The following is a 21955-nucleotide window of genomic DNA, read 5'->3' as shown; positions in this document are numbered from 1 at the left end:
AAAAAAAAATCTTAAAACCCTTGACAAACTAATTTATAATCATTATAATTATTTTTATAAATAAAAAGCAAAAGGTGAACCTTATGCCTTCAGAATTTCCAACCAATCCAGACAACAATCCCGATGATTATTCCTCAAAAAAAAGCCCTGTTCAGCACATTTTGAGGGGCTCCCGCAAGGCAGTAACTAATACTATGCATGCCCTGTATGCACTGGGTTACGCCGAAATATCCGAGTGGAGTCCTCTGCAGCCGACGGATGTTCCCGGAGAATTCATAACAATTATGACCAAGTACTTCAGGCTCCGTTAACACGTTAAATTGCTGGGGGGTTTTCCCCCTGGCCAAACCATCCGCTCCAATCCCATAGGAGCACGTTTGGATAGGTTATAAAACTGAATGACATAAGGTAAATTCCTAGCCGTGGATAGTATTTCTGCGGCTATTTTTTTTAGGTTGAAGGTTGTTCGCGTAGCGTGGCCTTTTGGCCAAGGTTGGGATGTTGTTCGCGTAGCGTGGCCTTTTGGCCAAGGTTGAAGGTTGGGATGTTGAAGGTTGGGATGTTGAAGGTTGGGATGTTGTTCGCGTAGCGTGGCCTTTTGGCCAAGGTTGAAGGTTGGGATGTTGTTCGCGTAGCGTGGCCTTTTGGCCAAGGTTGAAGGTTGGGATGTTGTTCGCGTAGCGTGGCCTTTTGGCCAAGGTTGAAGGTTGAAGGTTGAAGGTTAGTTAGTTGAAAGTTAGGCGTAGGGTGGGCAAATTCTGAAAGTTTGGCAATTTCATCTTTGTGTCATGTCCATTTGCCCACCCTACAAGATCAGCTGATAGCTGATACCTGATAGCTGAATACTTACCTTATCGCTGTCGGGTCATTCCAATTATTGCGTCTACTGTAAAGTCTGAGATAGTGTCAAGGGTGGGGAGTATGTCAGTTCCGGCAAACACCAGTGGTAGTTCCTGGTTTTCCCAAACCCAGATTTGCTGTCGCTGAATATCGATTAGCCAAGCCAGCTGAGTCCCGTTGCTCAAGCAGTGCAAAATTTTGTTCTGTAGGTCTAATGTGCTTTGGTTAGGGGAGCGAATTTCAATTAACCAGAAGGCGTGAACCTTCCAGGGGGCCATCTTGATCCCTGAGGCGGACGCTTTTAACAACGACAATATCTGGTACAGGGGATAAGGGAGGAATGATGCACCGGAGTTCTTGAATCGCTTCGTATGCTTGGGTTTGATTGTTGATGGCGTTTACGAGGTTGCGTTGGAGGCGGGAATGAAACAGTGTTGGCATAGGCTTTTGCTTCGGGTGTCCATGGATGAATTCCCAAGCAGGAGATGCTTCTATATTAGGTTGTTGGAGAAAAGTGTCTAAGGAGTTAGTAATGCTAGGTGATTGCATGAATTTTGTTAGCAGAAGAATGCTTAGCAATATTCCAGGTAGATTTTGTAGGGTGCTAAGGGCGGTTTGGTTGATAAAAATAGATGATATTGCCATAGTTTAAGCCGTAACGCACCATTGTATTGGTTAAGTGCGTACGCATTCGGTCGGGTAGGGTGGGCAAATACTATACGTCAGGCAATTTGATCACGAACCCTTGACCATTTGCCCACCAAACAAGCTCCGCGTACGCACTAAGCATTCAGCCGTCAGCGGTCAGTGCGATCGCATTCCGTTGGGTAGGGTGGGCAAATACTGTACCGAAGGCAATTTCATCATCAATCCTGACTATTTGCCCACCCTACTTTATCCGCGTACGCCTAACCCTCTCTCCAAGTGCGATCGCACTCAGGGTAGATCGCATTCCGTTGGGTAGGGTGGGCAAATACTGTACCGAAGGCAATTTCATCATCAATCCTGACTATTTGCCCACCCTACTTTATCCGCGTACGCACTAAAAACGATGCTCCTTTGGAGCCGCTAAAAGCGAACGCACTAAAATCAATTAAATTGATCGTAATGACCACCTATTGCAAAAATATAAACATAGTTATCATCAAATTTGTAAATAAGGCGATCTTTTTGAGAAATTCTTCTTGACCACAACCCCGATAAATTATGTTTTAACGGTTCAGGTTTTCCCATTCCTTTAGCGGGATCCTCTCTCAGCATTTCTTTGATGATTTTACAAAGGGTTTTATGGCGTTTTTTGTCTTTTTGCCGAAGTTCTTCGTAAATTTCCCAAGTTTTGCCCTCAAATACTAAGGATCTCATCTAGTTCTTCCTGATTGGGAGAGTAGCCTTTATTTTGGGTATGGGTAGCTTGAGAACAGTTGATCTGTTCCATTAAATGGCTATTTTGTAATACATACAAGGTTTCTTGTTGTTGTTCCCAATCTTCAGCACTAATAATAATAAAGTCTCCCTCAATGGGATCGGTGATTTTGAGGGGAATATGTTGAGTGATGACTTTTTTAATAAAGTCTTGGATGTTAGTCTTAAATTGATTGATCGGGATAGAGTTCACTGTTTTTTCCTCATTTCTCCAAAAGTATAGCAGGTTAACCTAACCAACAACAGAGGCGATCGCAAAAGGTAGGGTAGGGTGGGCAAATTCTGTACCGAAGGCAATTTCATCATATATCCTGACTATTTGCCCACCCGACAAGTGCGATCGCAAAAGGTAGGGTAGGGTGGGCAAATTCTGTACCGAAGGCAATTTCATCATCAATCCTGACTATTTGCCCACCAAACAAGATCCGCGTACGCATTCCGTCGGGTAGGGTGGGCAAATACTGTACCGAAGGCAATTTCATCAGTTATCATGTCAATTTGCCCACCCTACTTTATCCGCGTACTCCGGCCCATTTGCCCACCCTACTCTGAATCGGGATTAAACTGAAACAGAGGATGCTCGCCACCATCAATATCTCAATATGTCGAACTATCGTCGTTCTTATGTGCCAGGAGGACTATTTTTTCTGACAATAGTCACATATCGCCGTATTCCTCTATTTTCAGATGTAGATAATATATCTCGCTTACGGAAGGCGTACGCAAAAATTCGGACAGAAAAACCCTTTGACATAACAGCAGCCGTTGTGTTACCGGATCATCTTCATTTTATCTGGTCGTTACCACCAGATGATTCTGATTATTCTATGCGAGTCTCTCGGTTTAAGGTGTTATTTACCCGGTCTTTACCGGGTAAACGCTCATTTTCGGTAGATGTTTCTGCTTCTCGTCGTAAACACCCTTGAAAGCAATGTCTGGCAACGTCGGTTTTGGGAGCATACAATTCGTAATGACCATGATTTACACCGACATTTAGATTATATTCACTATAATCCGGTTAAGCATGGTTTGGTGTCTTGTCCTCATTTGTGGGAATATTCCAGTTTTCACAAATGGGTGGAGCGAGGCAAGTATCGACCCGATTGGGGGTGTTGTTGTGGGAGGAATTTACCACAAGTTCTAGATTTTAGCGATTTAGACGATAAAGCAGGGGAGTAGGGTGGGCAAATCATGAATGTGGGGTAGGGTGGGCAAATTATGAATGAAAGACCAATTGATCACGAATCTTGTTCATTTGCCCACCCTACTTTATCAGCGATCGCACTTCACCATTGGTGGCGGTGGGTTAGAAGTGGGGTGAATGGGGTGAGTCTGTTTGGTTTTGGGTTGGAGCATTACATGGCTTTAACCCAACATACAACAGAGGCGTAAGCTTTCCGTAGGGTAGGGTGGGCAAATTCTGAAAGATTTGAAATTTAAACAGGAGTCATTTCCTTTTGCCCACCCTACTTTATCAGCTTTTACTTTCCTTAATCCACACCCTCAAAATCTTCTCTCTTTCTTTTATTGTTTAATTTCTTAGGGACATATGAGCTTTTTCCGCTCTTGTTCTGCTGATCGTAATACCCTTCGTATATTTTATATAAATTTTCAGGCGCTTTCTGGTCATGTAATACAAAATGGTTTATAGAGTAGATCTTGCCTTGATCATTTGCCATTTGAAGCATCTCATTACAATATAAACATGGCTCCCTTTCTGTTACTATCGACATATCTTCTTCAGGGTATTTTAGTAAAGATTTGATGATGACTTTTTGTTCCGCATGACTCCCTAAATTGCTGATCGAACCGGTTTCTTTTGGGTGCTTTTTGTTAATCGCATAATTATTTTCAAGATCTTTTACCTGGTATCGATTGTCTTTGTATCTCATTTCGTACATGAGTTTATGTAGGTTTGCTTCTGTAGTTTTCACACTATTTATTGGTGCCATTTGTATCGCATTGTTGTTTATATTCCCTCTTGTCCTTAAGTTTTTTGAGTTGACGCCAATATTGATCTGCATGGCTTTTTCACCCATACGATCTGCTTCTTGCTCCAAACCGGAATCATAATATCGTCTATGCAAATCGGTTTTCGATGTATCATTAACCCTTCCCTGTTTCTGCTGCACCACATGCCATGCCTCATGGGGCAAATGCTTCTCCTGCCCCGGCCCAACATGAATCTCCGTCCCCTTTGCATAAGCATGAGCTTGCAATTGTGCCGGTTTAGCCGAGTTGTAATGCACCCTCACATCATCCATCGAGTAGCCCGAGAGGCTTTCTATGCCTGTTTTTATGCGATCCGGCAAGCCCGTGTTGTTCTCTGTCATGCTCCTCGATTCCCTCATGCTTTCGCCACTAGTCACCGAATCCCCCGTCAACGGTTGTGCTGTACGCTGCACCATTATCCTTTTAGGCTGCACGACCTGATACCCACCTCGATTCGCCCCTTCCTGGTTTTTCTCCACCGGCTGTCCAAACGATAACTTAGCTTGCAGCCCCTTTTCATACCATCCTGTGTCGGGCACGTATTGTCCCGTTTCCAGGGAGTGCATCACATTAGCCATTCTACTTCCCCATTCCCCGACCGCCTCTTCCGCGTTCCACTCCCTGTCCTCTGCATCCAATCTTCTTCTAGAACCCATCACTCTGGAGTCTTTCTTTTTTTGAGCTATTGTCCTAGAAGTAGAGTGAGAATATTTCGGTTTATAGGTATGAGTAGTGCGCATAGCTAGTTCTCTCTCCCATGTACCCTTAAAGAAAACAATATCAGTCGATCGGATCGTCTTCATGGAGCATTATGGCACCCCAAACTCAAACCAACTGGTATCACTCTAATATTAGTTCTCTGTTTCAAGAAATCTTGCGAGTTCGTAACTATTTAGAAAACTACATAGAAGGTAAAAAAAATCTACAAACCGTTACAGAATTTGTTGACAATTCTTCTGCCCTGGCTCAACTTTGTAACAAATTCCTTCTCTCCCCCTTTGAAAGGGATATCCTGCTCATGTGCGCGGGCATGGAAATAGAATCATACTTCCATTCTTTGTTTGCCAAAGCCCAAAAAAATAGTCCAAACAAAAACTATCCTACTCTCAGTTTAGCTTTTGACGCCCTTCCCGGAGCCAATTGGGGTGTCCTTTCTCCCCAACGCCCTTTACTAAACTTGCAACTGCTCCACATTGAACCAGGATTGATCCTAAGCCAGTCCCCCCTCTATATTGACCAGCGTATCCTCTGCTTTCTTTTAGGAGAATATGCCACAGACCAGGAATTAGCAGGAAAGATCAAACCCCAACCGCCTCAGACCAACCTTCATCTTTTGCCTAGCTCTCAGTTAAGTATAGTGGAGCAATTGATCAGCATTTGGTCTGGCGGCGAGGGGAGAAATAGCTATCCCGTGGTGCAATTATCTCGCTCGGATCGAAGCACTAAATACCAAATTGCCTCCGCCACTTGTCAGGGTTTGGGGTTAAAGTTACACACTCTAGAACCATTGGCTCTGACCACCAACCCCCAGGAAGTGTACCAACTGGGGAAGCGTTGGGAAAGGGAAGCAATACTTAGCAATAGTGTCCTGTTTATTGACTGCGATAGTTATAATTTTACAGAGCCAGGGCGGGAGTTGGCTCTGAGCAAATTTATTGATAGTAACAATACTCCTTTAATCCTCAGCAGCAATGACCGAAAAATTGACTGTCAGCGGACTATTGTTAACCAAGACATCCCCCCATTGAGCCACGAGGAACAATATCACCTGTGGGAAAGCCATATAGGGTCAGCAGCAGCAGAACTTAACGGTCAACTTGAGCGCATCGCGGTTCAGTTTAACCTCAATCATGCTACTATTCAAGCTGCCTGTGATCAATTCAAAATTCAAAATTCAAAATTCAAAATTCAAGACTCTACTCAATTATGGGATTTCTGCCGCCATAATGCCCGTAATCAATTAGATCACTTAGCGCAACCTATCAATGCTACGGCTACCTGGGAGGATTTGGTTTTACCTACCCCACAACGGCTGCTTCTTGGGGATATTGCCACTCATCTCAGACACAAGTATAAAGTCTATCAGCAATGGGGTTTCGCCCAAAAAGGCGACCGGGGTTTGGGCATCAGCGCCCTATTTTACGGTGCTAGCGGTACTGGTAAAACCATGGCAGCAGAGGTATTAGCCCAGGAATTTCGCCTGGATCTTTATCGCATCGACCTAAGTCGAGTTGTCAGTAAATATATTGGTGAGACGGAAAAGAATCTGCGGCGGATCTTTGATGCTGCTGAAACCGGTAGTGCTATTCTTCTGTTTGACGAAGCCGATGCCCTGTTTGGTAAGCGTACCCAAGTTCAAGACAGTCACGACCGCCACGCTAACATCGAAGTCAGCTATTTGCTGCAACGCATGGAAGCCTATCAAGGCTTAGCTATATTGACCAGCAATTTCCAAAGCGCCCTCGATAGTGCCTTTCAGCGCCGCATTCGCTTTGTGGTGGAGTTTCCGTTTCCCGGACCCGAAATCCGTACCCAAATTTGGCAGCGCATTTTTCCTCCCCAGACACCAACCCTTAACTTAAATTACCAGAAACTCGGTCAACTCAATGTAGCTGGCGGAAATATTCGCAATATAGCCCTAAATGCCGCCTTTTTGGCCGCCGCCGCCGATGAAGCCGTGAACATGGAACATATCTTAGAAGCGACAAAACGGGAATATCTTAAATTGAAGAAAATGTTGACAAACGATGAGATTGAAGGCTGGTTTTAGTTGTGGGGAGTTAATGGGAATCGGGAATCGGGAATCGGGAATCGGGAATGGGTAATAGGTAATAGGTAATAGGTAATAGGTAATGGGGAATGGGTAGAGTGGGCATCCTGCCCGCTCGAAAAGATCAGTAGGAGTAGGGTGGGCAAATTCTGTACCTCGGACCATGTAATCAGGAATCATCGACCTTTGCCCACCCTACAAGAACTTCTCTATTCCCTGTTCCCTGTTCCCTATTCCCTGTTCCCTGTTCCCTGTTCCCTGTTCCCTGTTCCCTGTTCCCTATTCCCTGTTCTTTGTACCTCACCCAATTTAAAACCGCTATACAAGAACTCAAACCGTTTGAGCTTCATTAAGATAAAAAGGATAAACCAGGTTAAACCTAGAATTAGTTACTCGCACCGTATAGGTAATACTTATTAACAACAATCCGTCTATTTCACTGTCCTCAATAGTAATGTCCTCCACATCTATACGATGCTCATGGTTCAAAAGAGCATCAGAAATCGTGCCTCTTATTCCTGTAATTAACCCTTGAGTAATTTCCTCAAACAGAAACTGACTCAATTCGCAACCAAAGTCAGGCTGCATAATCCGTTCCGCTGGACGGGTTGACAGGATAATTTCCAAACTTTGGACAATATCTTCCTCATCAGACACCATCTCCACCGTTCCTGTATCCTGGTTGAATGTCGGGGGAAAACTCCATCCTGTCCCTAAAAAAGAGCTGTTTTCTTCCATTTGTCTCTTGCCTATTGCCTATTGCCTATTACCTATTACCTATTACCTATTACCTATTACCTATTACCTATTACCTATTACCTATTACCTATTACCCATTACCTATTACCCATTACCTATTGTTCTAGTCAACCTTCCCCTTATCGGTAAATTTATTGACTAAATTTTCATGATCCGGTGATGTTAATCCCTCCTGTAAAATGGCTAATACTGGGCCTAAGTCTCCGGTAAGTAAAGCGTCTTGGGCTAACCATAAGCCAGGGAAGTAGTCACTACAGATAATGCCTTTATCATTCGGTTCTAGTTTAATATATTTTCCTTCCCTTAACCGAAACCAATCAAGTTCTCCGTCATAAACCCGCCAAACTAAATATTCTTGAACTTGATTACGTCGGTAAGCTTTTAATTTATCATTTAAATCAATAGAGGCCGTACTCGCTGCTATTTCTACGATTAATTCTGGCGCACCTTCTACATAGCCGTCTTCACTAATCCTCGATTGTCCATCTACCGTTAGTCTTAGTAAAGCATCGGGTTGAGGTTCATTGTCTGCATCTAGACGTACAGTCGCATTATCGCCCACTTCTACCCCTGGTGTAGCTGACCAATATGTACCCAACCAAGTCATAATACGAGCATGGGGATTAGCATGTTGGGTCATTCTTAAAGGCGATGCCATATAAACAACTCCTTCGATTAATTCCGCTTTTTTGACATCAGGCATCTGTGCATAACGCTGTTCAAATTCAACCTGAGTAAGTTGATCCCCGTTTTCAAGGGGTGGAATTGTATTTTTGGGTTTTAATATGGTTTGAGACATGGGTTTTTTGAGTAGTAGGATTTGTAGGATTTGTAGGGTGCGTTAGCTTTTAGTGTAACGCACCAAAGTTCGTACAATGGTGCGTTACGCTATCGCTAACACACCCTACGGACTGTTGCCTTTTGTATGCAAGCCTCTTGCCTCTTGCCTCTTGCCTCTTGCCTCTTGCCTCCCTATTGCCTATTGCTAGCATGCCTATTGCCTCAATTAATATCCACCCTCGAGCCTTTAATCTTGATATAGTTACCCTCCATCACAAGGTCTTTACTTGATTTTATCTTAATTCCTTGATTATCCATCGTGATTGTATTCCCATTTTCATCTTCCAATTTAATCCCTTTATCCTGCTCGGATAATTTAAAGGTATTGCCATTGCCTGTACTAATTTCGATTAACTTATTTTCATCATCAAATATAAGTTTTAGGGAGTTTTTGGTAACTATTCCTTTCTTATTATTTTCCTTGGTTACTGTCAAACCAGGCGGCAAAGCATTTTTACCACTATGCACCGCTCCTAGAATTATGGCTTGTCTAGGGTCATCATTGATAAAACCGAGAATAACCTCATCCCCGGTTTCTGGTCTAAAAAAGATACCCCTTTGATTACCAGCCTCAACGGAAGCTAATCTTGCCCAAACAATACCATCTGTTTCAATTGAGGGGATTCTGACTTTTACCCTAAACTGTTTTTCTGGATCCGCTTCATACTTATCCACAATTCCAATTTGCAACCCATGAATAGCTGGAATCAATCCCGCCACTGGTGTATCAATAATGTCATTAGTTTGTTGATAAAACCAGCTAGCTGACAAGCCAAATTGTACATAGGTTTGCCAGCCTTGTCTACTAAATTGATGTCGAATAGCCGTTACTAAAGTTTTGCCATTGAAGCGCTTTCCTATTCCATCAATTTTTATCATATCTCCTGGTTTAATATCAGCAAATCCAGGTAAATTGAAGCGACCTTTAAACAGTGACAGACGACTTTTTTGTAACTTGGCATCTGCCCAAGCTTTTACTTCCTGGTCATCTAAGGGAGCTAAACTGATTAATTTATAGTTATCTGCGCCAATTGTTTTGGCTAATTCATCTCCTTTTAAATTACCCTGGGTGGTAGAAAACTCTTTGGCTTTTTGTGATTGTAATAATTTCTGTGTTTTGATATCCCAAGCTGTACTTTCTACCGACGCTTTCTGATCGCAAATATCAGCTTCCATTTCAAACTGGTAAATTTCATCTTTGCCATACTCAAAGGTATGTTTGGCTTCCTCTGTCTTTGTTAGATTAGGCTCTTTAACCGTAATTTCGCCATCATCAACTAAAACCCACAGACCATTGACATCCCCACGAGATAAAATAAAATCCCAGTCAGTGCAGTAATATTGCACCATTTCCTTATGCTTTGGTTTAGTTACAGCAATAGATTTGAATTTTAACCCCCCACCCCCAGTGTTGATGACTTTGCCGATAATATCCTTGTCTGTCATATCTCGAAACACAGCACTTTTTCTTTCGGTGGTTAGTTTGTATGCTGCATCTTTTAAATCAACAGTGAGCAGAGAACTATAGCGATCGGCTTGAACACAGTGTCTAACTATAATTCCCTTAAACACTGTTGCTTCATTTTGTTTTTCCGCTTCATAGCGAAGCTTTATTTCAATTTCTTGGCCTGGTTTAAAAAACTCAGTGTTGCTAATAGCAAATTCTTGGTTTGCCGCGTCACCATCTAATAAAATAATTTGAGCTATCGGGATTTTATTCACCTCTTTGATAATGTCAATCGACATGACATTATATTCAGAGTTCATTTTTTTCCCTTTACTCAAGATTGTTGCTGTGACAACACCACTCATTATTTTTTTACTTCTCTATTGGCGGTAAGTTGATAGTTGTTCCGGTTTTTAACTTTCTGAAGTTATTGACATTATTAGCACGGGCAAGCTGGATATAATAGGCCGAGTCACCATATACCTCTTGAGCCATCACAGGCAACTTATCTCCAGCTTTTATAGTTCTAGTATGGGTAAGATCGGGTGAGCTTTTATTTTCTAATTTAATTCGCTTGGAATCTTCTAGATCACCTTTAAAAACGGTATCTAATTCAGCTCTTATCGGTTGTCCGCTACGGTTAAAAAGTGTATACTTAACATTAACAGATACGAGACGACAATCAAAAATTAAGTCTCCCCATTCAATTTTGAGATATTTAGGCTCATGGATTGTTCCATCCATAAATGTTGTTAGCTTCAGAAAGCGGTCTACTTGCTTGTAAACATCTCTCGTCCCTAAAAGATTGCCAACTAATGAAGCTCCTGCAAACCCAAAACCTCCATAATCTGCTACCCCTGTGTCATCTAAAATTAACTTGAGGGACAAATTCCTGGGTTTGCTGAGAGTATATTTTGCTTCGCGTCCACGGGTATTAATACCCTGCTTAGTTTGATAAACATTCTCGTATTGTAAGGAATAGGATTCCGGATTAAACATGACTTCAAAGGTATCTTCTCCCTTTCCAGTCCGTTTTCCATCTTTATAAACACGAATCTTCAGCTTTTCTAATTTAAAAGGGTTTTTTAGCATATAATAATTATTTGGGTGAAGTATAAATTATTCTTGGGTTTTAGGGAATCGGGAATCGGGAACAGGGAACAGGGAACAGGGAACAGGGAACAGGGAACAGGGAATCGGGAAAATCTCCCCCATCTCCCTATCTCCCCATCTCCCCATCTCCCCATCTCCCTATCTCCTTATCTCCTTATCTCCCTATCTCTCTATCTCCCTATCTCCCCCTCTCCCCACCCTCCCCACAGTTCCTTACCTTATCTCTCTTTTTTCCGCTCCAGTATCTTCAGGACTTGTGCCACACAAGCAGCAATTATTTCACCTTTTTGTTCATAATTTTCTCCCATCTGGGGAGCTAAAGTATTATCATAACTATGTCCTTTCTCACTATTTCCATGCTTAGGCTCACTATTATCCACAATGTTGGCACGAATAATTAATTCTTTGATTTCCACTGGCATAGCTAAATCCTCACACTTTGAAATCTCACATAGGCTAATTCCATCGTATCTATAACCACAGCATTGGCATTAGCATCTAGATCGGATGTTGACCATTTTACTGGATAAGCTCTCTTAAATAACCAACTAGAAACAGGAGCAGTGTTTTCATCAAGCAACATGACTAAGACATTGCTGGGAGCAAATTTCATGGTACTCATAGCAACGTTAAACTCTACATTCAGAGGAGAGCCAATCACCATTCCTCTTTCTAAAACCAGATTATTATAGGTAACCTGATTAGGCAAACGATGTCTGAAAATATTTTCACCCCCTTCACGGATGTCCGTTGTGCTTATTTCCGCAGAAATTCCCGATACCTTTTGAAAGCGAATATCTAAGGGATTAGGCAGAATTCCAGCAATGAAAAAGACGACCATAAAATTAAATCCAACCGGGGGATTTTCCGTCAAAGTAAGTTCCGGAATGGGGAAATTATCTGCCATAACTTACAGCGGTTTTCAATTCGGTGAAGTACAAATTCTTCGGTTTTTAGGGAACAGGGAGCAGGGAGCAGGGAGCAGGGAAGAGAGAAGTCTAATGATTATAATGGAGGGTTATTAACCTTGAGAGTATTAGCCATTAGTTCTAAACTTTCAATAGCAACTTCATTGCTAGTGGCATTAAATGACGGTGCATCTAATTTCTTAGGGAAAGCATTTCCAACTTCCCAGGAGACAACTGGTTCACCTGACTCGTCTAACAATTCAATAGTAAGATCTCGCTTTTCGACGGTATTAAGGTTAATCGTGCTAAACCAATCAAATAAATAGCTGTCTTGTCTGACAATTCCTTTCTGTAGGGTTAGGTTAATGGGAGTGTCCAATCCTGGCATGTACTTTGGCCCTTCTTTATAACTCAGGCCATCTCGATAAGTAATCGTTTCGTATTCAATGCTTAATCCCGATACCTCTGAGAAAGCATAGGAATTATCTCCAGCGATGGTGACTCGGTAATAAAATACCGGAATTGGATAAGTATTTTTGATTTGTTCTACTGTGTCTGCCATGATTTATGTTTCCTTAATTAGGTTTAGTTTGAGTGTTATAAGGTAAGCTATCAGCTATCAGCTATCAGCTATCAGGTATCAGCTATCAGCTATCAGCTATCAGCTATCAGCTATCAGCTATCAGCCATTGGCCAAGGCCCAAGGCCTTGGCCACGCTACTGTTCGCGCAGCGTGCCCGTAGCGCAATCGGTGCTTTTGAATAAAATAAGCTGACCACTGACCACTGACCACTGACCACTGACCACTGACCACTGACCACTGACCGCTGACCGCTGACCACTGAATGCTTGCAATTTTGAATTTTGAATTTTGAATTTTGAATTCCCCCTATGCTTCCTGTAATTTATGGGAGAATTTCAGGATAATGAACTCAGCCGGACGGACTGCTGCCAGACCAATTTCCACAATCATCCGTCCTTCTAAAATGTCCTGTGCTGTCATGCTTTTACCCAGTCCGATATTAACAAAGAAAGCTTGTTCAGGAGTGCTACCAGCCAGGGCACCTTGTCGCCATAATCCCTCTAGATAACTTTCAATTAGGGACTTCACTTTCAGCCAGGTGATGGTGTTGTTAGACTCAAAGACCACAAATGCAGTGGCTTTCTGAATCGATTCTTCAATCAGATTGAACAGTCTGCGCACAGGGATATAGCGCCATTCATTGTCATTACCCGCTAAAGTCCTTGCTCCCCAAATTAAAGTTCCTTTTCCGGTAAAGCTACGAATAGCATTGATGGATTTACCGGCGGTGGGATCAACGTTAAGATTTTCCTGTTCCTCGTTGGTAATTTTTTCCGTAGGCGCAAGTACCGATGCCAAGCTGACATTAGCAGGTGCTTTCCAAACTCCCCTGTCCCGATCTACCCTGGCATATACCCCTGCTACAGCAGCACTTGGGGGTAATACGACTCGCTGTTTAGCTAGTTCAGCCTTAACCTTGTTATACAAATCTGTTTTAGTAGTTTTGTAATACTCTAGAGCAGGAGGGGTGAGAAGTGTTTCATTGAGGGCTGATATATTTGCTCTACCATCTCCGCTTTGCTTTATTTCAAAATTATCAGTGTTATTTGCAGGATCTTTTTTCCATTCTTTCCAGGCTTCGGTAATTTTTTGGGCAGTTTCTTTTTTGTTGAGTTTTATTGTTAGAGTCGGACCGCTGGAGCCAATTCCAAAGTCTACAGGTGGTTGCTGATTCTTCTCAACAGTAATAACTACTTTGGGTTTCTCTCCCTCCGACGAACCCAAATAAGTGACTAGAATACCATTAAGGCCTGTGTTGTACCCATAGGGATATCTGGCTGTGAGAGGTTCTGCTGGACTGACAGGTGATGATATATCTTCACTACCATCTCCATTTTTCTCTATATTGAAGGAATTACCATTGCTATTTTCAGGAATTCTTTTCCATTCTTTCCAGGCGTCGGTGATTTGTTTTACAGTTGCACCATTCTGTGGGAGTTTTATTGTTAGAGTCTTACTATCAGGGTCGAGCGAAAAATCGATATCTGAATTTTGTTGGCCATCTAAAGTAATAGCTACTTTAGGTTGATCGTCCTTATTCCCTGTATACGTGACTAGAATACCATTCTCGTCTGTGGTGTATTCAAAGCGTATGTCTAGGAATGATACAGTTACAGAATCATCGGTGTAATAGTAGTTGAGTGATGTTTGGAGGTAGGGAGAATAAGCTGCGCCATATTTTAAATAATCTGTGCCAATTCCCTCTCGGAATCCATTAACTTTCTCTTTCATAACGTCGAATATGGCAAACCGATCTTTTAATCTATTGCATTGCATCAAAGCTTGTTCACAAAGTCCGTAATAATCGGTATCACCTAAAGTTACCGCATCGGTAAGCATGATTAAAGTGGGTTCATCTTCTTTTTCTAAAGCTGATAAGCCTGCTCTAAAATTATTATTTTCTTTAGTTTCGTTGTAATTACCCACCGAAACAATGTAACAACTGCCCCCACCGTTATCAAAATACATCCGCAAGGCATAATACATTAAATAGTTGAGATCAGGAGTGACAATGCTGTCAATTCCATCGTCGTTTGCTGTTACTTCAAATTCACTTGCTTGAGCTTTGCCAAACAAAGTTTCATAGTCAAGCAGTGAACTAATTCGAGTGGCTTTATTGGTTAAATCTTCACTGCCTCGTTTAGCTTTCTCTGTGTAACCGATAAAAGCTGGTATCGCTGTAGATACCTCAGCGACTGAGGGGGGAAATGTAGAAATTTCCTCGACATAAACATTGGGAGTTTTATAAGTGACCATGTTTCAATCCTTAGGTTTCAATTTTTATAGATATTTCAGGGCATTAATGACTTGAATTCCGTTCTGATTAGGGGGATTAGGTAAATGATCAATCCACACAGAGGGATCGCCAAGTTCATTCTTTTTATTTTTTAAAAGTTGAATATTTTGTCTCCCAGCTTCCTGACAAGCAATTTCTGAGTCAGATTTAAAGCAATATTGTTGAGATTGAGGAAATTGTTGCTTAAGATCAGAAAATATTGGATCTGAATTTTTAGCGTTGGCACTCGTAGATCTAGTAAATTGAATTTTTGGTTCCCTGGTCGGATCTTTATCTTCAATCAAGAATTCATCGCCATTAGTTAACTGATCGGTTACCAGGTAATACCGCCAGTGTTGTTGTTTGGCTTGAAAGGTGATTTGATAGTCACTATATTTACTGCCCTGATTCGAATCAAAAGATTTAGGCATGGAGGAGTTATTATAAATATAGACTATGCCAAAAATCTGCTGTCTCCTGGGTGATTTGTGATCGGACAATTTAAGTAGTAATACAAATCGGTATAGTCCTTCTCTAATCAGCCGTAAAATAGTAATCAGCCTTAAAATAGCAAGTGTCAATACTTCTTGATAACTAGGCAATCTAGCTCTTTCTAAGTCTGACACTCCAATTTGAGTATTCCTTTCATTGCTAAAATGATAACTAAGATTATCAAGGGGTTTCCAGTCAATATCTGTGAAATCTAGAAAATCTTGATTTTTGATTTTCAATATAAAAGTAAATCGCAAATTATCAGCAAGCTCTACCCAGGGTTTATGTTCTGAATCTTCTGAATTTTCTGAATCTTCTGAATTTTCTGAATCTTCTGAACCTACTGAAACTACTGGGGCAATGACCACTAGTCCGTTAACTTTATTCTTAACAATCAGACGATGACCCCTAAGTACCCTACGACATTCAGGTGTTGGTTCAACACTTAAGTCCGGGCAGACTTCATCCCGATAATAGTCGTGAAGAATACTTAATTCAAAGAGTGGCTTATAAAGCATAATCTAGATGACCCTTGGGTTTTAGTTTGGCGGCGATACTAGATTCTTGAACTACTAACTTCCCTATCAGTTACATCAGAGCCAATTTCCACCGTATCCCCATCGGCAAAGACAACCATTCTGACTTTATAAATGACTGAAGGCATATAAGACATGCCTAAACCAGACCAAACCTCTCTTTGTTCAGTAAAAGGCAAATTAACCAGTTCTAGGGTCAATTTTTGGATCTCAGGATTGAGGGTTGGAGAGTTACGACAATCAAATAATCGATGACTTTGAAAGTATTTGATGATTAGGGATAAAAACTTTAAAGATTCGCTGTAATTAGTAAAATTAGCAGCATAGAGAACGTATAAATTGAGGTAAAGATTAGGGTTGTTTTGCTGGTTACCCCCCTGATTAGGCATCCTGTCATAGGCGGCACCAGAACGAAAGGTATAGTCTTCTTCTAAGTTGACTAATAAGGTAGTAATCGCATTCTCTTCTAAGGAAACTTCTTTCCCGTTGCGTTCAAGAAATAAGACCTCAAAAGCCTGACCCCCGGTTTTTACTCGGATGTAGCTGTTGAGTTGTTCCTTAAGAAACGATAGAACATTATCCAACATAGGTAGTATCTATCCCGCCTACTAATTGGAGGATAATCTTGACAAGAAGACTATGGAATAGGGCAATACCTTTTCTATACTTCTAACTGCCACCAAAATAACACTAACATGAAAAACCAATAAAGAGAGAAAATCCCGAAAAATGAAATATATCGTAACATTTTTCGGGATTTTCAACAATGAAATATATCGTAATATTTTTAGGAATATAGCGGTTTTTAATTGGGTGAGGTACAGAGTCCTTGGTTTTAGGGAACAGGAAACAGGGAACAGGGAACAGAGAAGAGGGAACAGCGGATCTGGGAACAGGGAAAAAATCCTGTGTACCTCATTAGGATATAAACCGGTATATCCCCCAATTCTGGGGGACTTTGACATCATTACCCCTCCCGGTGCGCTTACAGTCGTCGAATTAAATTCGCTCAAGGTGCGCGCCTCCTAGGGCGAGTAAATCGCCCTTGGGTCGCACCTTGAGGGCTTTGCCGACGCTACGCGAACGGGTCGCACCTCTGCATCGGTTGTAAAATCACTGGACTTATTAAAAACTAGCTCCAACTCCTGTCCCTTCTGCCATTCCCCTCCTGGTCGGGGTTAGGGGTGGGTGCCTTCTGCCAAATGCCTTAAAGCAGCCCATTTCTTTCACGAATCAGATAGGATTGCTATAGGGATCCTAATTCAATTGTGATAATTTTTGTTCCCTACTCCCGTCTTGATGCAAAGCGCGAGTGGGGGAAACCCCCGTGAGGCCACTGCATCGCTACTCCCTACTCCCTACTCCCTACTCCCTGTTCCCTTTGCTATAGATTGCCAACGGTAAACTTTCCCGGATTGCGACCCATGACAACTATAACCACAGAAGGATTATACACCTTTGAAGAATACCTCAACTATGATGATGGTACCGACAACCGCTATGAATTGGTGGATGGGAGGTTAGAAATCATCAATCCACCAACCTTTAGGCATCTGCTGATTGCTAAGTTTATTGAACAAGCATTGGAAGCAGAAATTAATCGTTTGGGTTTGCCTTGGCTGTGTTTTAAAGAAGCAGGAATTCGGACAGGATGGCGCAAGTCACGGCTAAGTGATGTCTATGTGGTAACCAAAGATCAGGTAATGGCATTGCTAGATCAGTCAGCAGTATGTGATACTCCTCCATTATTAGCAGTAGAGGTGGTGAGTCCTGATTCTGTTAAGCGAGATTATCGTTACAAACGTTCAGAGTATGCTGCCTTGGGAATCATTGAATATTGGATTGTTGACCCGCCGAAGAAAAAGGTTTCACTGCTGGTGTTAGAGGAAGGGTTATATCAGGAAACAGTGTTCACTGGAAATCAACAGTTGGTATCACCTACATTTCCTGAGTTGATGTTAACCGTTGAGCAAGTTTTGACTGCTGGTAATTTAAACTAATAGAAATATAGCAGTTCTCATATTCCCGACTCCCGACTCCCGACTCCCGACTCCCGACTCCCGACTCCCGACTCCCTACTCCTAGATTGCTATAATGATTGATAGATTTGATGTTCTCTGTTAATAAAAATATCAGCTAATATCTGATAAGCTTCTGTCCAAGCTGCTATCACTTCCTCTGTCGCCGCTTCATGCAACACATCCTTCATCGCTTGTAGTAAACTCTCTCCCACAATGGGATATTGTTCTGGTTTAACATGGGTTTTTACATGACGATGGGCAATCACCTCAACCATGGATTTTAAAGCCTCCATATTATCAATTTTGCTAGCATAACTATAGACTGCTGTCGCTAACTTAGCTGGTTGAGAACCATTGGCTTGAGCTGACATATCAAACTGTGCTTTTACCTCTGGATGGTTGTGAAACATGATTTCATACATCCGAGTAGTAATTTGCTTACCATGCTTTTTGAGGAGGGGAGCTGTGGACTTGATGATATCTATGGTTTCTTGGCTAACCTGATTCACCGGTTTAGGCTTTTCCGATAGGGTTAGCAGAAATTTCAGATTCTCTTGGGCTTGTAACCTATGAGGTGCTTGAGCAGGTATAAAGATAAAAACTCCTGCTTCTAAGGTAATCTCTTTCTGGTCTAAGGTCAGAATTCCTTTCCCTTCAATCACCGTGATTGCAGCATTACGAGGTGAAGTATGCTCCTCGATTGCTGTACCTTTTGCCAAACAAAATAAGGTGTATTGACAATTGTTATCCTTGAGCAACACTTTGCTAATCATTCCTGTATCTGGATAGTCAACTAAGTTTTGTAGGGAAGTGCTAAACGATGTGTTTGCTGTAGCGATCGCATTACCCATAATCCTTTCCTCATCACAATTTTAGGTAGGAAGTTCTAAGATTTGGAAATATAGCACTACGCATTAAGATTAGGACATTTATACAAGCTGAAAAGCTCTTCTAGTAGACTTTTGCCTTTTGCCTTTTGCCTTTTGCCTTTTGCCTTGCGCGTAGCGCTATATCCCTGAACTCGTTGTTACTTTTACTGTGACAGAAAAAGTTAGGGCTGTCCTTGAGCTAGCTCATAAACGAAGAAAAAGCAAAGGGAGTAGGGAGTAGGGAGTAGGGAGTAGGGAGTAGGGAGTAGGGAGTAGGGAACAAAAATTCTCACAATTCCTACACGGATCCCTAAAATTGTTGATCATATAGCGTTAATAGCATTTATGAGGTACGCTTATGAATCTCAAAGTCCCCCTTTGTAAGGGGGATTTAGGGGGATCCCTTTGTACCTCATGGGATAGAGAATTGCTATAGCGTTTCTCATAAACACTCAAAGGACTACTAGGCATGGTCTCAATTGAACAATTAGCTCAAGTCTGGGTGCTGAAAGACCTAGAAACCTCAGCGCTAGATAATCTTCAGCCTTATACCAAAGTAAGGACTTATTTGCGGGATGAGATTGTGATCTACGAGGGCGATCGCCTGCCCTGCCAACTCTATGCCTTAATCAAGGGAACTCTGCAAATTAAAAAAACCGGGACGAGTGGTAAAGAAAGTCTTTTGCGCATCATCCCTGAGGGGGATATTTTTGCGGCTCCGGCAATTTTTGGTAATGGTATTGCTCCTGCAACAGTTATTTGTCAGGTGGACTGCCTGGTGCTAACCATAGAACGAGAGGCGCTGTTAGATACCATTCGCCATACCCCAGAAGTGGCGTTGCGAATCCTGGAAGTCTTTAATCAACGCCTGCAACAAATTCATAACACCGTACATGGGCTAATTTCTGAAAGGGCAATTGTACGACTGGTGCGTCTGCTGCAATACTATGCAACTCGCTATGGAACTCAGTCTGTTGCTCAGGGAGACTCCTTAAATGTGAACCTTCCGTACTATCAAATTGCTCGGAGTATTGGCATTACCTATGAAGAATGCGTGCGTTTGTTCAAAAAGATAAATTCGATCAATTCAGTAGTTACCTACAAGCGGGGAGGCAAAATTATTATCAATGACTGGCAGCAGTTAGATGCGTTCGCGAAGCGTAGCCCTTCGGGCTAATCGCGGACAACGAAGGATGAAAAGACTAGGGAGTGGGGAGTAGGGAGTAGGGAGTAGGGAGTAGGGAGTAGGGAGTAGGGAATCGGGAGTCGGGAATCGGGAAAAAATCCTGTGTACTTCGTTACTATGAGAAACCCTCTAATGCAGGCATTGTTATAGCTGACAACGCCTTCCATAGCCAGGTCTGAACCCTAACGTCAATCGCTTCGCGACCATTCAAAAATGGTCAGTGTGGGATGAATTACCCCCTGAAAGTTTGGTTAATTATGAATTTTTCTGCTCAGTTTGTGACTCCTCAGCTTCTGATGTCGGATTATTCATCTCGTCTTTGAAGCCTCTAAGGGTTTTCCCTAGGGCGCTGCCAATTTCAGGAATTTTCTTCGGTCCAAAAATAACAACTGCCACAACACCAATAATCATAACTTCGGGCCATCCTAAACCAAACATACGAATTTCCTCCAAACTCCTGTTAACCTTGAATTAACCTTGAACTGCTTTCTAGCACTTAGCCTACCCTACTTTACGGTTTTATCTGGGGCACAATCAACCTAGGTCAATCTCGGTCGCCCACTCAAAGTAGTCATTTTCAGGCGGGCAGGATGTCCACCCCACTCCTATTCATCCAAAGATTCAGCAATGCATCCCTAGTCCAGGGTACAAGGAAGGAATTCGATGCGATCGCTCAAAGCGGGGCTGAGGCCTTTGGCCACGCTGCGCGAACGCCCATCGCCTTTGGCGCGGCTGAGGCCTTTGGCCACGCTGCGCGAAAGCCGATGAAGCGAAGCTTCCGCGCTTATGCGATCGCAAACAAAATCCTAGATCCAATCCCAGCAGTAACAAAGTTTTGTGTAGCGCGAAAGGATTGACCATGGCAAGCTGATATCCTAAGCTTATCCGAAGTCCATACTAGGATATCTTGCTGCAATTGATGGTGACATATAAGGTGAGAAGATAGAGGTCGAAGGATGAAGGAGGAAAGATAAAGTATAAAAATATACCATTTGCAATGGTTACAATCAATGCAATGGTTGATACTTCAAGTCTTCCATAGCTTTTGTCTTTTGCCTACCCCTCTTGTGAAGGGAAATAATGGGGGGAAACACCATCCAACCCTTTGGTCTGCAAGCCTGTTGCCTCAATGTTACCCATAGCCTTTAAGTGTTAAGGAATGTCAACCACTTCCACGCCATCCCTAAGAACCCAACAAAACCCTCTGTGCGCTAAGCTGGCGGACTGTATTGAGTCGAACTGGCGGCGCTACTTCGATCTTTCTCCTTATCATTTACCAGCCGAGTTAGGCTACGTGGAAGGACGGCTTGAGGGAGAGAAACTGACTATCGAAAACCATTGCTATCAGACACCTCAGTTTCGGAAAATGCACCTGGAATTGGCAAAAGTAGGTGAGATGTTGGATATTTTACACTGTGTAATGTTTCCTCATCCAGAGTATGCTCTGCCCATGTTTGGCTGTGATGTGGTGGCAGCTAGAGGACAAATTAGTGCTGCGATCGCAGACCTATCTCCACTTAATCCTAAACGTACCTTACCAGAAGCCTATCACTGTTCTTTAGAGACCCTACCAAAACCTGAGTTTAAACAGCCCCGTGACTTACCACCTTGGGCGGACATTTTTTCAGAATTTTGCATTTTTGTGCGTCCCAATGGTCCAGAAGAAGAAGCACAGTTCCTGGCATGGGTGGATGATTTATTACAGATTCACTGTGCCCATGCTGCTAATGCCCTACCGGTCTCTAGAGAAAAGCAAGCAGAAATTATTGCTGGTCAACATTATTATTGCAGCAAGCAGCGGCAAAATGATAAAACCCGGCGGGTGCTTGAAAAAGCGTTTGGTGTTGAATGGGCAGAAAACTATATGACCTCGGTACTATTTGACTTGCCAGGAACTTGATA

Annotated in this window: 33 protein-coding genes; 10 read left to right on the top strand and 23 right to left on the bottom strand. The window is 42.4% G+C overall.

Annotated elements, in window-relative coordinates; all coding sequences use genetic code 11:
* Positions 1–83 precede the first annotated feature (83 nt).
* The gene (locus BJP34_RS48135) at positions 84–311 is read left to right on the top strand and encodes a hypothetical protein (protein WP_070396074.1); all 228 of its coding nucleotides are present in this window, start codon (positions 84–86) and stop codon (positions 309–311) included.
* On the opposite strand, the gene BJP34_RS41685 is transcribed toward BJP34_RS48135, so the two are convergent.
* The 3 genes from BJP34_RS41685 to BJP34_RS49795 all read right to left on the bottom strand — a co-directional run bounded on the left by BJP34_RS41685 (position 308) and on the right by BJP34_RS49795 (position 1389).
* Entirely contained in the window at positions 308–652 is a 345-nt protein-coding gene (locus BJP34_RS41685; RefSeq protein ID WP_158517626.1) for a hypothetical protein, read from the bottom strand. The genes BJP34_RS48135 and BJP34_RS41685 overlap by 4 nt on opposite strands.
* A 199-nt stretch (positions 653–851) precedes the next feature.
* Positions 852–1034 carry a hypothetical protein gene (locus BJP34_RS49800; RefSeq protein ID WP_267876438.1) on the bottom strand — a complete coding sequence of 61 codons (183 nt, stop codon included), beginning with the start codon at positions 1032–1034 and terminating at the stop codon, positions 852–854.
* A 46-nt stretch (positions 1035–1080) separates the two neighbouring features.
* Positions 1081–1389 carry a Uma2 family endonuclease gene (locus tag BJP34_RS49795; protein ID WP_267876437.1) on the bottom strand — a complete coding sequence of 103 codons (309 nt, stop codon included), beginning with the start codon at positions 1387–1389 and terminating at the stop codon, positions 1081–1083.
* A gap of 196 nt (positions 1390–1585) precedes the next feature.
* On the opposite strand from BJP34_RS49795, the gene BJP34_RS41680 reads away from it, so the two are divergent.
* On the top strand, positions 1586–1804 hold the full coding sequence (locus tag BJP34_RS41680; protein ID WP_149031323.1) for a hypothetical protein: 219 nt from the start codon (positions 1586–1588) through the stop codon (positions 1802–1804).
* A 125-nt stretch (positions 1805–1929) separates the two neighbouring features.
* Here the strand turns inward: BJP34_RS41680 and BJP34_RS33540 are convergent, their stop codons facing one another.
* From BJP34_RS33540 to BJP34_RS45160, 3 genes are read right to left on the bottom strand one after another with little or no spacing between them, the layout of a single operon-like run.
* The gene (locus BJP34_RS33540) at positions 1930–2202 is read right to left on the bottom strand and encodes a Txe/YoeB family addiction module toxin (RefSeq protein WP_070396073.1); all 273 of its coding nucleotides are present in this window, start codon (positions 2200–2202) and stop codon (positions 1930–1932) included.
* Positions 2183–2455, bottom strand: coding sequence for a type II toxin-antitoxin system Phd/YefM family antitoxin (locus tag BJP34_RS33535; RefSeq protein WP_070396072.1), 273 nt, complete (start codon positions 2453–2455; stop codon positions 2183–2185). The genes BJP34_RS33540 and BJP34_RS33535 overlap by 20 nt, the downstream gene beginning before the upstream one ends.
* A gap of 39 nt (positions 2456–2494) precedes the next feature.
* The gene (locus BJP34_RS45160) at positions 2495–2656 is read right to left on the bottom strand and encodes a hypothetical protein (RefSeq protein ID WP_158517625.1); all 162 of its coding nucleotides are present in this window, start codon (positions 2654–2656) and stop codon (positions 2495–2497) included.
* A gap of 208 nt (positions 2657–2864) precedes the next feature.
* Here BJP34_RS45160 and BJP34_RS48130 point away from each other — a divergent pair, with 208 nt between their 5' ends.
* The 3 genes from BJP34_RS48130 to BJP34_RS45155 are packed head-to-tail and all read left to right on the top strand — an operon-like array spanning position 2865 to position 3654.
* On the top strand, positions 2865–3188 hold the full coding sequence (locus tag BJP34_RS48130) for an REP-associated tyrosine transposase (protein WP_229424148.1): 324 nt from the start codon (positions 2865–2867) through the stop codon (positions 3186–3188).
* Entirely contained in the window at positions 3157–3441 is a 285-nt protein-coding gene (locus BJP34_RS48125; RefSeq protein ID WP_229424147.1) for a hypothetical protein, read from the top strand. Before BJP34_RS48130 ends, BJP34_RS48125 begins: the two co-directional genes overlap by 32 nt.
* Before the next feature lie 39 nt (positions 3442–3480).
* Entirely contained in the window at positions 3481–3654 is a 174-nt protein-coding gene (locus tag BJP34_RS45155; protein WP_158517624.1) for a hypothetical protein, read from the top strand.
* A gap of 98 nt (positions 3655–3752) precedes the next feature.
* Here the strand turns inward: BJP34_RS45155 and BJP34_RS46835 are convergent, their stop codons facing one another.
* Complete coding sequence (locus BJP34_RS46835) at positions 3753–4994, bottom strand: DUF4157 domain-containing protein (protein ID WP_202972048.1); 1242 nt, start codon at positions 4992–4994, stop codon at positions 3753–3755.
* 71 nt (positions 4995–5065) lie between these two features.
* Between BJP34_RS46835 and BJP34_RS33515 the strand changes: the two genes are divergently transcribed.
* The gene (locus BJP34_RS33515; protein WP_070396069.1) at positions 5066–7024 is read left to right on the top strand and encodes an ATP-binding protein; all 1959 of its coding nucleotides are present in this window, start codon (positions 5066–5068) and stop codon (positions 7022–7024) included.
* Between the two features lie 169 nt (positions 7025–7193).
* On the opposite strand, the gene BJP34_RS49790 is transcribed toward BJP34_RS33515, so the two are convergent.
* From BJP34_RS49790 to BJP34_RS41670, 13 genes are all read right to left on the bottom strand, one after another.
* Positions 7194–7328 (bottom strand): hypothetical protein, encoded by a 135-nt coding sequence (locus tag BJP34_RS49790; protein ID WP_267876436.1) that lies wholly within the window; start codon positions 7326–7328, stop codon positions 7194–7196.
* 26 nt (positions 7329–7354) lie between these two features.
* Positions 7355–7762: a GPW/gp25 family protein gene (locus BJP34_RS33510; RefSeq protein ID WP_070396068.1), complete on the bottom strand. Its 408-nt coding sequence runs from the start codon at positions 7760–7762 to the stop codon at positions 7355–7357.
* Positions 7763–7886: 124 nt separating this feature from the next.
* Positions 7887–8582, bottom strand: a complete 696-nt coding sequence (locus tag BJP34_RS33505; RefSeq protein WP_070396067.1) for a Uma2 family endonuclease — start codon at positions 8580–8582, stop codon at positions 7887–7889.
* Positions 8583–8785: 203 nt separating this feature from the next.
* Positions 8786–10435, bottom strand: coding sequence for a type VI secretion system tip protein VgrG (gene vgrG / locus BJP34_RS33500; RefSeq protein ID WP_070396066.1), 1650 nt, complete (start codon positions 10433–10435; stop codon positions 8786–8788).
* Positions 10436–10442: 7 nt separating this feature from the next.
* Positions 10443–11162, bottom strand: coding sequence for a CIS tube protein (locus BJP34_RS33495; protein WP_070396065.1), 720 nt, complete (start codon positions 11160–11162; stop codon positions 10443–10445).
* Between the two features lie 239 nt (positions 11163–11401).
* Complete coding sequence (locus BJP34_RS33490) at positions 11402–11605, bottom strand: DUF5908 family protein (protein ID WP_070396064.1); 204 nt, start codon at positions 11603–11605, stop codon at positions 11402–11404.
* A gap of 2 nt (positions 11606–11607) precedes the next feature.
* On the bottom strand, positions 11608–12090 hold the full coding sequence (locus BJP34_RS33485) for a phage tail protein (RefSeq protein ID WP_070396063.1): 483 nt from the start codon (positions 12088–12090) through the stop codon (positions 11608–11610).
* Positions 12091–12188: 98 nt separating this feature from the next.
* Entirely contained in the window at positions 12189–12653 is a 465-nt protein-coding gene (locus BJP34_RS33480; protein ID WP_070396062.1) for a phage tail protein, read from the bottom strand.
* Between the two features lie 155 nt (positions 12654–12808).
* Positions 12809–12946: a hypothetical protein gene (locus BJP34_RS45145; RefSeq protein WP_158517622.1), complete on the bottom strand. Its 138-nt coding sequence runs from the start codon at positions 12944–12946 to the stop codon at positions 12809–12811.
* 34 nt (positions 12947–12980) lie between these two features.
* The gene (locus BJP34_RS48120; protein ID WP_070396061.1) at positions 12981–14930 is read right to left on the bottom strand and encodes a phage tail sheath family protein; all 1950 of its coding nucleotides are present in this window, start codon (positions 14928–14930) and stop codon (positions 12981–12983) included.
* Positions 14931–14954: 24 nt separating this feature from the next.
* The gene (locus tag BJP34_RS33470; protein WP_149031322.1) at positions 14955–15809 is read right to left on the bottom strand and encodes a hypothetical protein; all 855 of its coding nucleotides are present in this window, start codon (positions 15807–15809) and stop codon (positions 14955–14957) included.
* 188 nt (positions 15810–15997) lie between these two features.
* Positions 15998–16564, bottom strand: coding sequence for a DUF4255 domain-containing protein (locus BJP34_RS33465; protein WP_070396059.1), 567 nt, complete (start codon positions 16562–16564; stop codon positions 15998–16000).
* Between the two features lie 21 nt (positions 16565–16585).
* Positions 16586–16945 carry a hypothetical protein gene (locus BJP34_RS41670; RefSeq protein ID WP_149031321.1) on the bottom strand — a complete coding sequence of 120 codons (360 nt, stop codon included), beginning with the start codon at positions 16943–16945 and terminating at the stop codon, positions 16586–16588.
* A gap of 456 nt (positions 16946–17401) precedes the next feature.
* On the opposite strand from BJP34_RS41670, the gene BJP34_RS33455 reads away from it, so the two are divergent.
* Positions 17402–17977 (top strand): Uma2 family endonuclease, encoded by a 576-nt coding sequence (locus tag BJP34_RS33455; RefSeq protein ID WP_070396057.1) that lies wholly within the window; start codon positions 17402–17404, stop codon positions 17975–17977.
* A gap of 89 nt (positions 17978–18066) precedes the next feature.
* Here the strand turns inward: BJP34_RS33455 and BJP34_RS50215 are convergent, their stop codons facing one another.
* Positions 18067–18849, bottom strand: a complete 783-nt coding sequence (locus tag BJP34_RS50215) for a globin domain-containing protein (RefSeq protein WP_083305484.1) — start codon at positions 18847–18849, stop codon at positions 18067–18069.
* A gap of 487 nt (positions 18850–19336) precedes the next feature.
* Between BJP34_RS50215 and BJP34_RS33445 the strand changes: the two genes are divergently transcribed.
* The gene (locus BJP34_RS33445) at positions 19337–20044 is read left to right on the top strand and encodes a Crp/Fnr family transcriptional regulator (RefSeq protein ID WP_070396056.1); all 708 of its coding nucleotides are present in this window, start codon (positions 19337–19339) and stop codon (positions 20042–20044) included.
* Here the strand turns inward: BJP34_RS33445 and BJP34_RS41665 are convergent.
* Positions 20041–20220 carry a hypothetical protein gene (locus BJP34_RS41665; protein ID WP_149031320.1) on the bottom strand — a complete coding sequence of 60 codons (180 nt, stop codon included), beginning with the start codon at positions 20218–20220 and terminating at the stop codon, positions 20041–20043. The two genes, BJP34_RS33445 and BJP34_RS41665, sit on opposite strands and share 4 nt — an antisense overlap.
* Before the next feature lie 88 nt (positions 20221–20308).
* Positions 20309–20491, bottom strand: coding sequence for a Sec-independent protein translocase subunit TatA/TatB (locus tag BJP34_RS33440; protein ID WP_070396055.1), 183 nt, complete (start codon positions 20489–20491; stop codon positions 20309–20311).
* Between the two features lie 152 nt (positions 20492–20643).
* Between BJP34_RS33440 and BJP34_RS33435 the strand changes: the two genes are divergently transcribed.
* The gene (locus tag BJP34_RS33435; protein ID WP_070396054.1) at positions 20644–20910 is read left to right on the top strand and encodes a hypothetical protein; all 267 of its coding nucleotides are present in this window, start codon (positions 20644–20646) and stop codon (positions 20908–20910) included.
* 302 nt (positions 20911–21212) lie between these two features.
* Entirely contained in the window at positions 21213–21953 is a 741-nt protein-coding gene (locus BJP34_RS33430) for a phycocyanobilin:ferredoxin oxidoreductase (protein ID WP_070396053.1), read from the top strand.
* Positions 21954–21955 lie beyond the last annotated feature (2 nt).

Source organism: Moorena producens PAL-8-15-08-1 (assembly GCF_001767235.1).
Classification (GTDB): Bacteria; Cyanobacteriota; Cyanobacteriia; order Cyanobacteriales; family Coleofasciculaceae; genus Moorena; species Moorena producens_A.
This window is presented reverse-complemented; position numbering and strand designations above follow the sequence as displayed.

Coding starts and splice junctions, on each gene's coding strand:
- BJP34_RS48135 (WP_070396074.1), top strand. CDS start 84: ATGCCTTCAGAATTTCCAACCAATCCAGACAACAATCCCGATGATTAT.
- BJP34_RS49795 (WP_267876437.1), bottom strand. CDS start 1,389: ATGCAATCACCTAGCATTACTAACTCCTTAGACACTTTTCTCCAACAA.
- BJP34_RS33540 (WP_070396073.1), bottom strand. CDS start 2,202: ATGAGATCCTTAGTATTTGAGGGCAAAACTTGGGAAATTTACGAAGAA.
- BJP34_RS45160 (WP_158517625.1), bottom strand. CDS start 2,656: ATGATGAAATTGCCTTCGGTACAGAATTTGCCCACCCTACCCTACCTT.
- BJP34_RS48130 (WP_229424148.1), top strand. CDS start 2,865: ATGTCGAACTATCGTCGTTCTTATGTGCCAGGAGGACTATTTTTTCTG.
- BJP34_RS48125 (WP_229424147.1), top strand. CDS start 3,157: ATGTTTCTGCTTCTCGTCGTAAACACCCTTGAAAGCAATGTCTGGCAA.
- BJP34_RS45155 (WP_158517624.1), top strand. CDS start 3,481: ATGAATGAAAGACCAATTGATCACGAATCTTGTTCATTTGCCCACCCT.
- BJP34_RS46835 (WP_202972048.1), bottom strand. CDS start 4,994: ATGCGCACTACTCATACCTATAAACCGAAATATTCTCACTCTACTTCT.
- BJP34_RS33515 (WP_070396069.1), top strand. CDS start 5,066: ATGGCACCCCAAACTCAAACCAACTGGTATCACTCTAATATTAGTTCT.
- BJP34_RS33510 (WP_070396068.1), bottom strand. CDS start 7,762: ATGGAAGAAAACAGCTCTTTTTTAGGGACAGGATGGAGTTTTCCCCCG.
- BJP34_RS33505 (WP_070396067.1), bottom strand. CDS start 8,582: ATGTCTCAAACCATATTAAAACCCAAAAATACAATTCCACCCCTTGAA.
- vgrG (WP_070396066.1), bottom strand. CDS start 10,435: ATGAGTGGTGTTGTCACAGCAACAATCTTGAGTAAAGGGAAAAAAATG.
- BJP34_RS33495 (WP_070396065.1), bottom strand. CDS start 11,162: ATGCTAAAAAACCCTTTTAAATTAGAAAAGCTGAAGATTCGTGTTTAT.
- BJP34_RS33490 (WP_070396064.1), bottom strand. CDS start 11,605: ATGCCAGTGGAAATCAAAGAATTAATTATTCGTGCCAACATTGTGGAT.
- BJP34_RS33485 (WP_070396063.1), bottom strand. CDS start 12,090: ATGGCAGATAATTTCCCCATTCCGGAACTTACTTTGACGGAAAATCCC.
- BJP34_RS33480 (WP_070396062.1), bottom strand. CDS start 12,653: ATGGCAGACACAGTAGAACAAATCAAAAATACTTATCCAATTCCGGTA.
- BJP34_RS48120 (WP_070396061.1), bottom strand. CDS start 14,930: ATGGTCACTTATAAAACTCCCAATGTTTATGTCGAGGAAATTTCTACA.
- BJP34_RS33465 (WP_070396059.1), bottom strand. CDS start 16,564: ATGTTGGATAATGTTCTATCGTTTCTTAAGGAACAACTCAACAGCTAC.
- BJP34_RS41670 (WP_149031321.1), bottom strand. CDS start 16,945: ATGATGTCAAAGTCCCCCAGAATTGGGGGATATACCGGTTTATATCCT.
- BJP34_RS33455 (WP_070396057.1), top strand. CDS start 17,402: ATGACAACTATAACCACAGAAGGATTATACACCTTTGAAGAATACCTC.
- BJP34_RS50215 (WP_083305484.1), bottom strand. CDS start 18,849: ATGGGTAATGCGATCGCTACAGCAAACACATCGTTTAGCACTTCCCTA.
- BJP34_RS33445 (WP_070396056.1), top strand. CDS start 19,337: ATGGTCTCAATTGAACAATTAGCTCAAGTCTGGGTGCTGAAAGACCTA.
- BJP34_RS41665 (WP_149031320.1), bottom strand. CDS start 20,220: ATGGAAGGCGTTGTCAGCTATAACAATGCCTGCATTAGAGGGTTTCTC.
- BJP34_RS33440 (WP_070396055.1), bottom strand. CDS start 20,491: ATGTTTGGTTTAGGATGGCCCGAAGTTATGATTATTGGTGTTGTGGCA.
- BJP34_RS33435 (WP_070396054.1), top strand. CDS start 20,644: ATGTCCACCCCACTCCTATTCATCCAAAGATTCAGCAATGCATCCCTA.
- BJP34_RS33430 (WP_070396053.1), top strand. CDS start 21,213: ATGTCAACCACTTCCACGCCATCCCTAAGAACCCAACAAAACCCTCTG.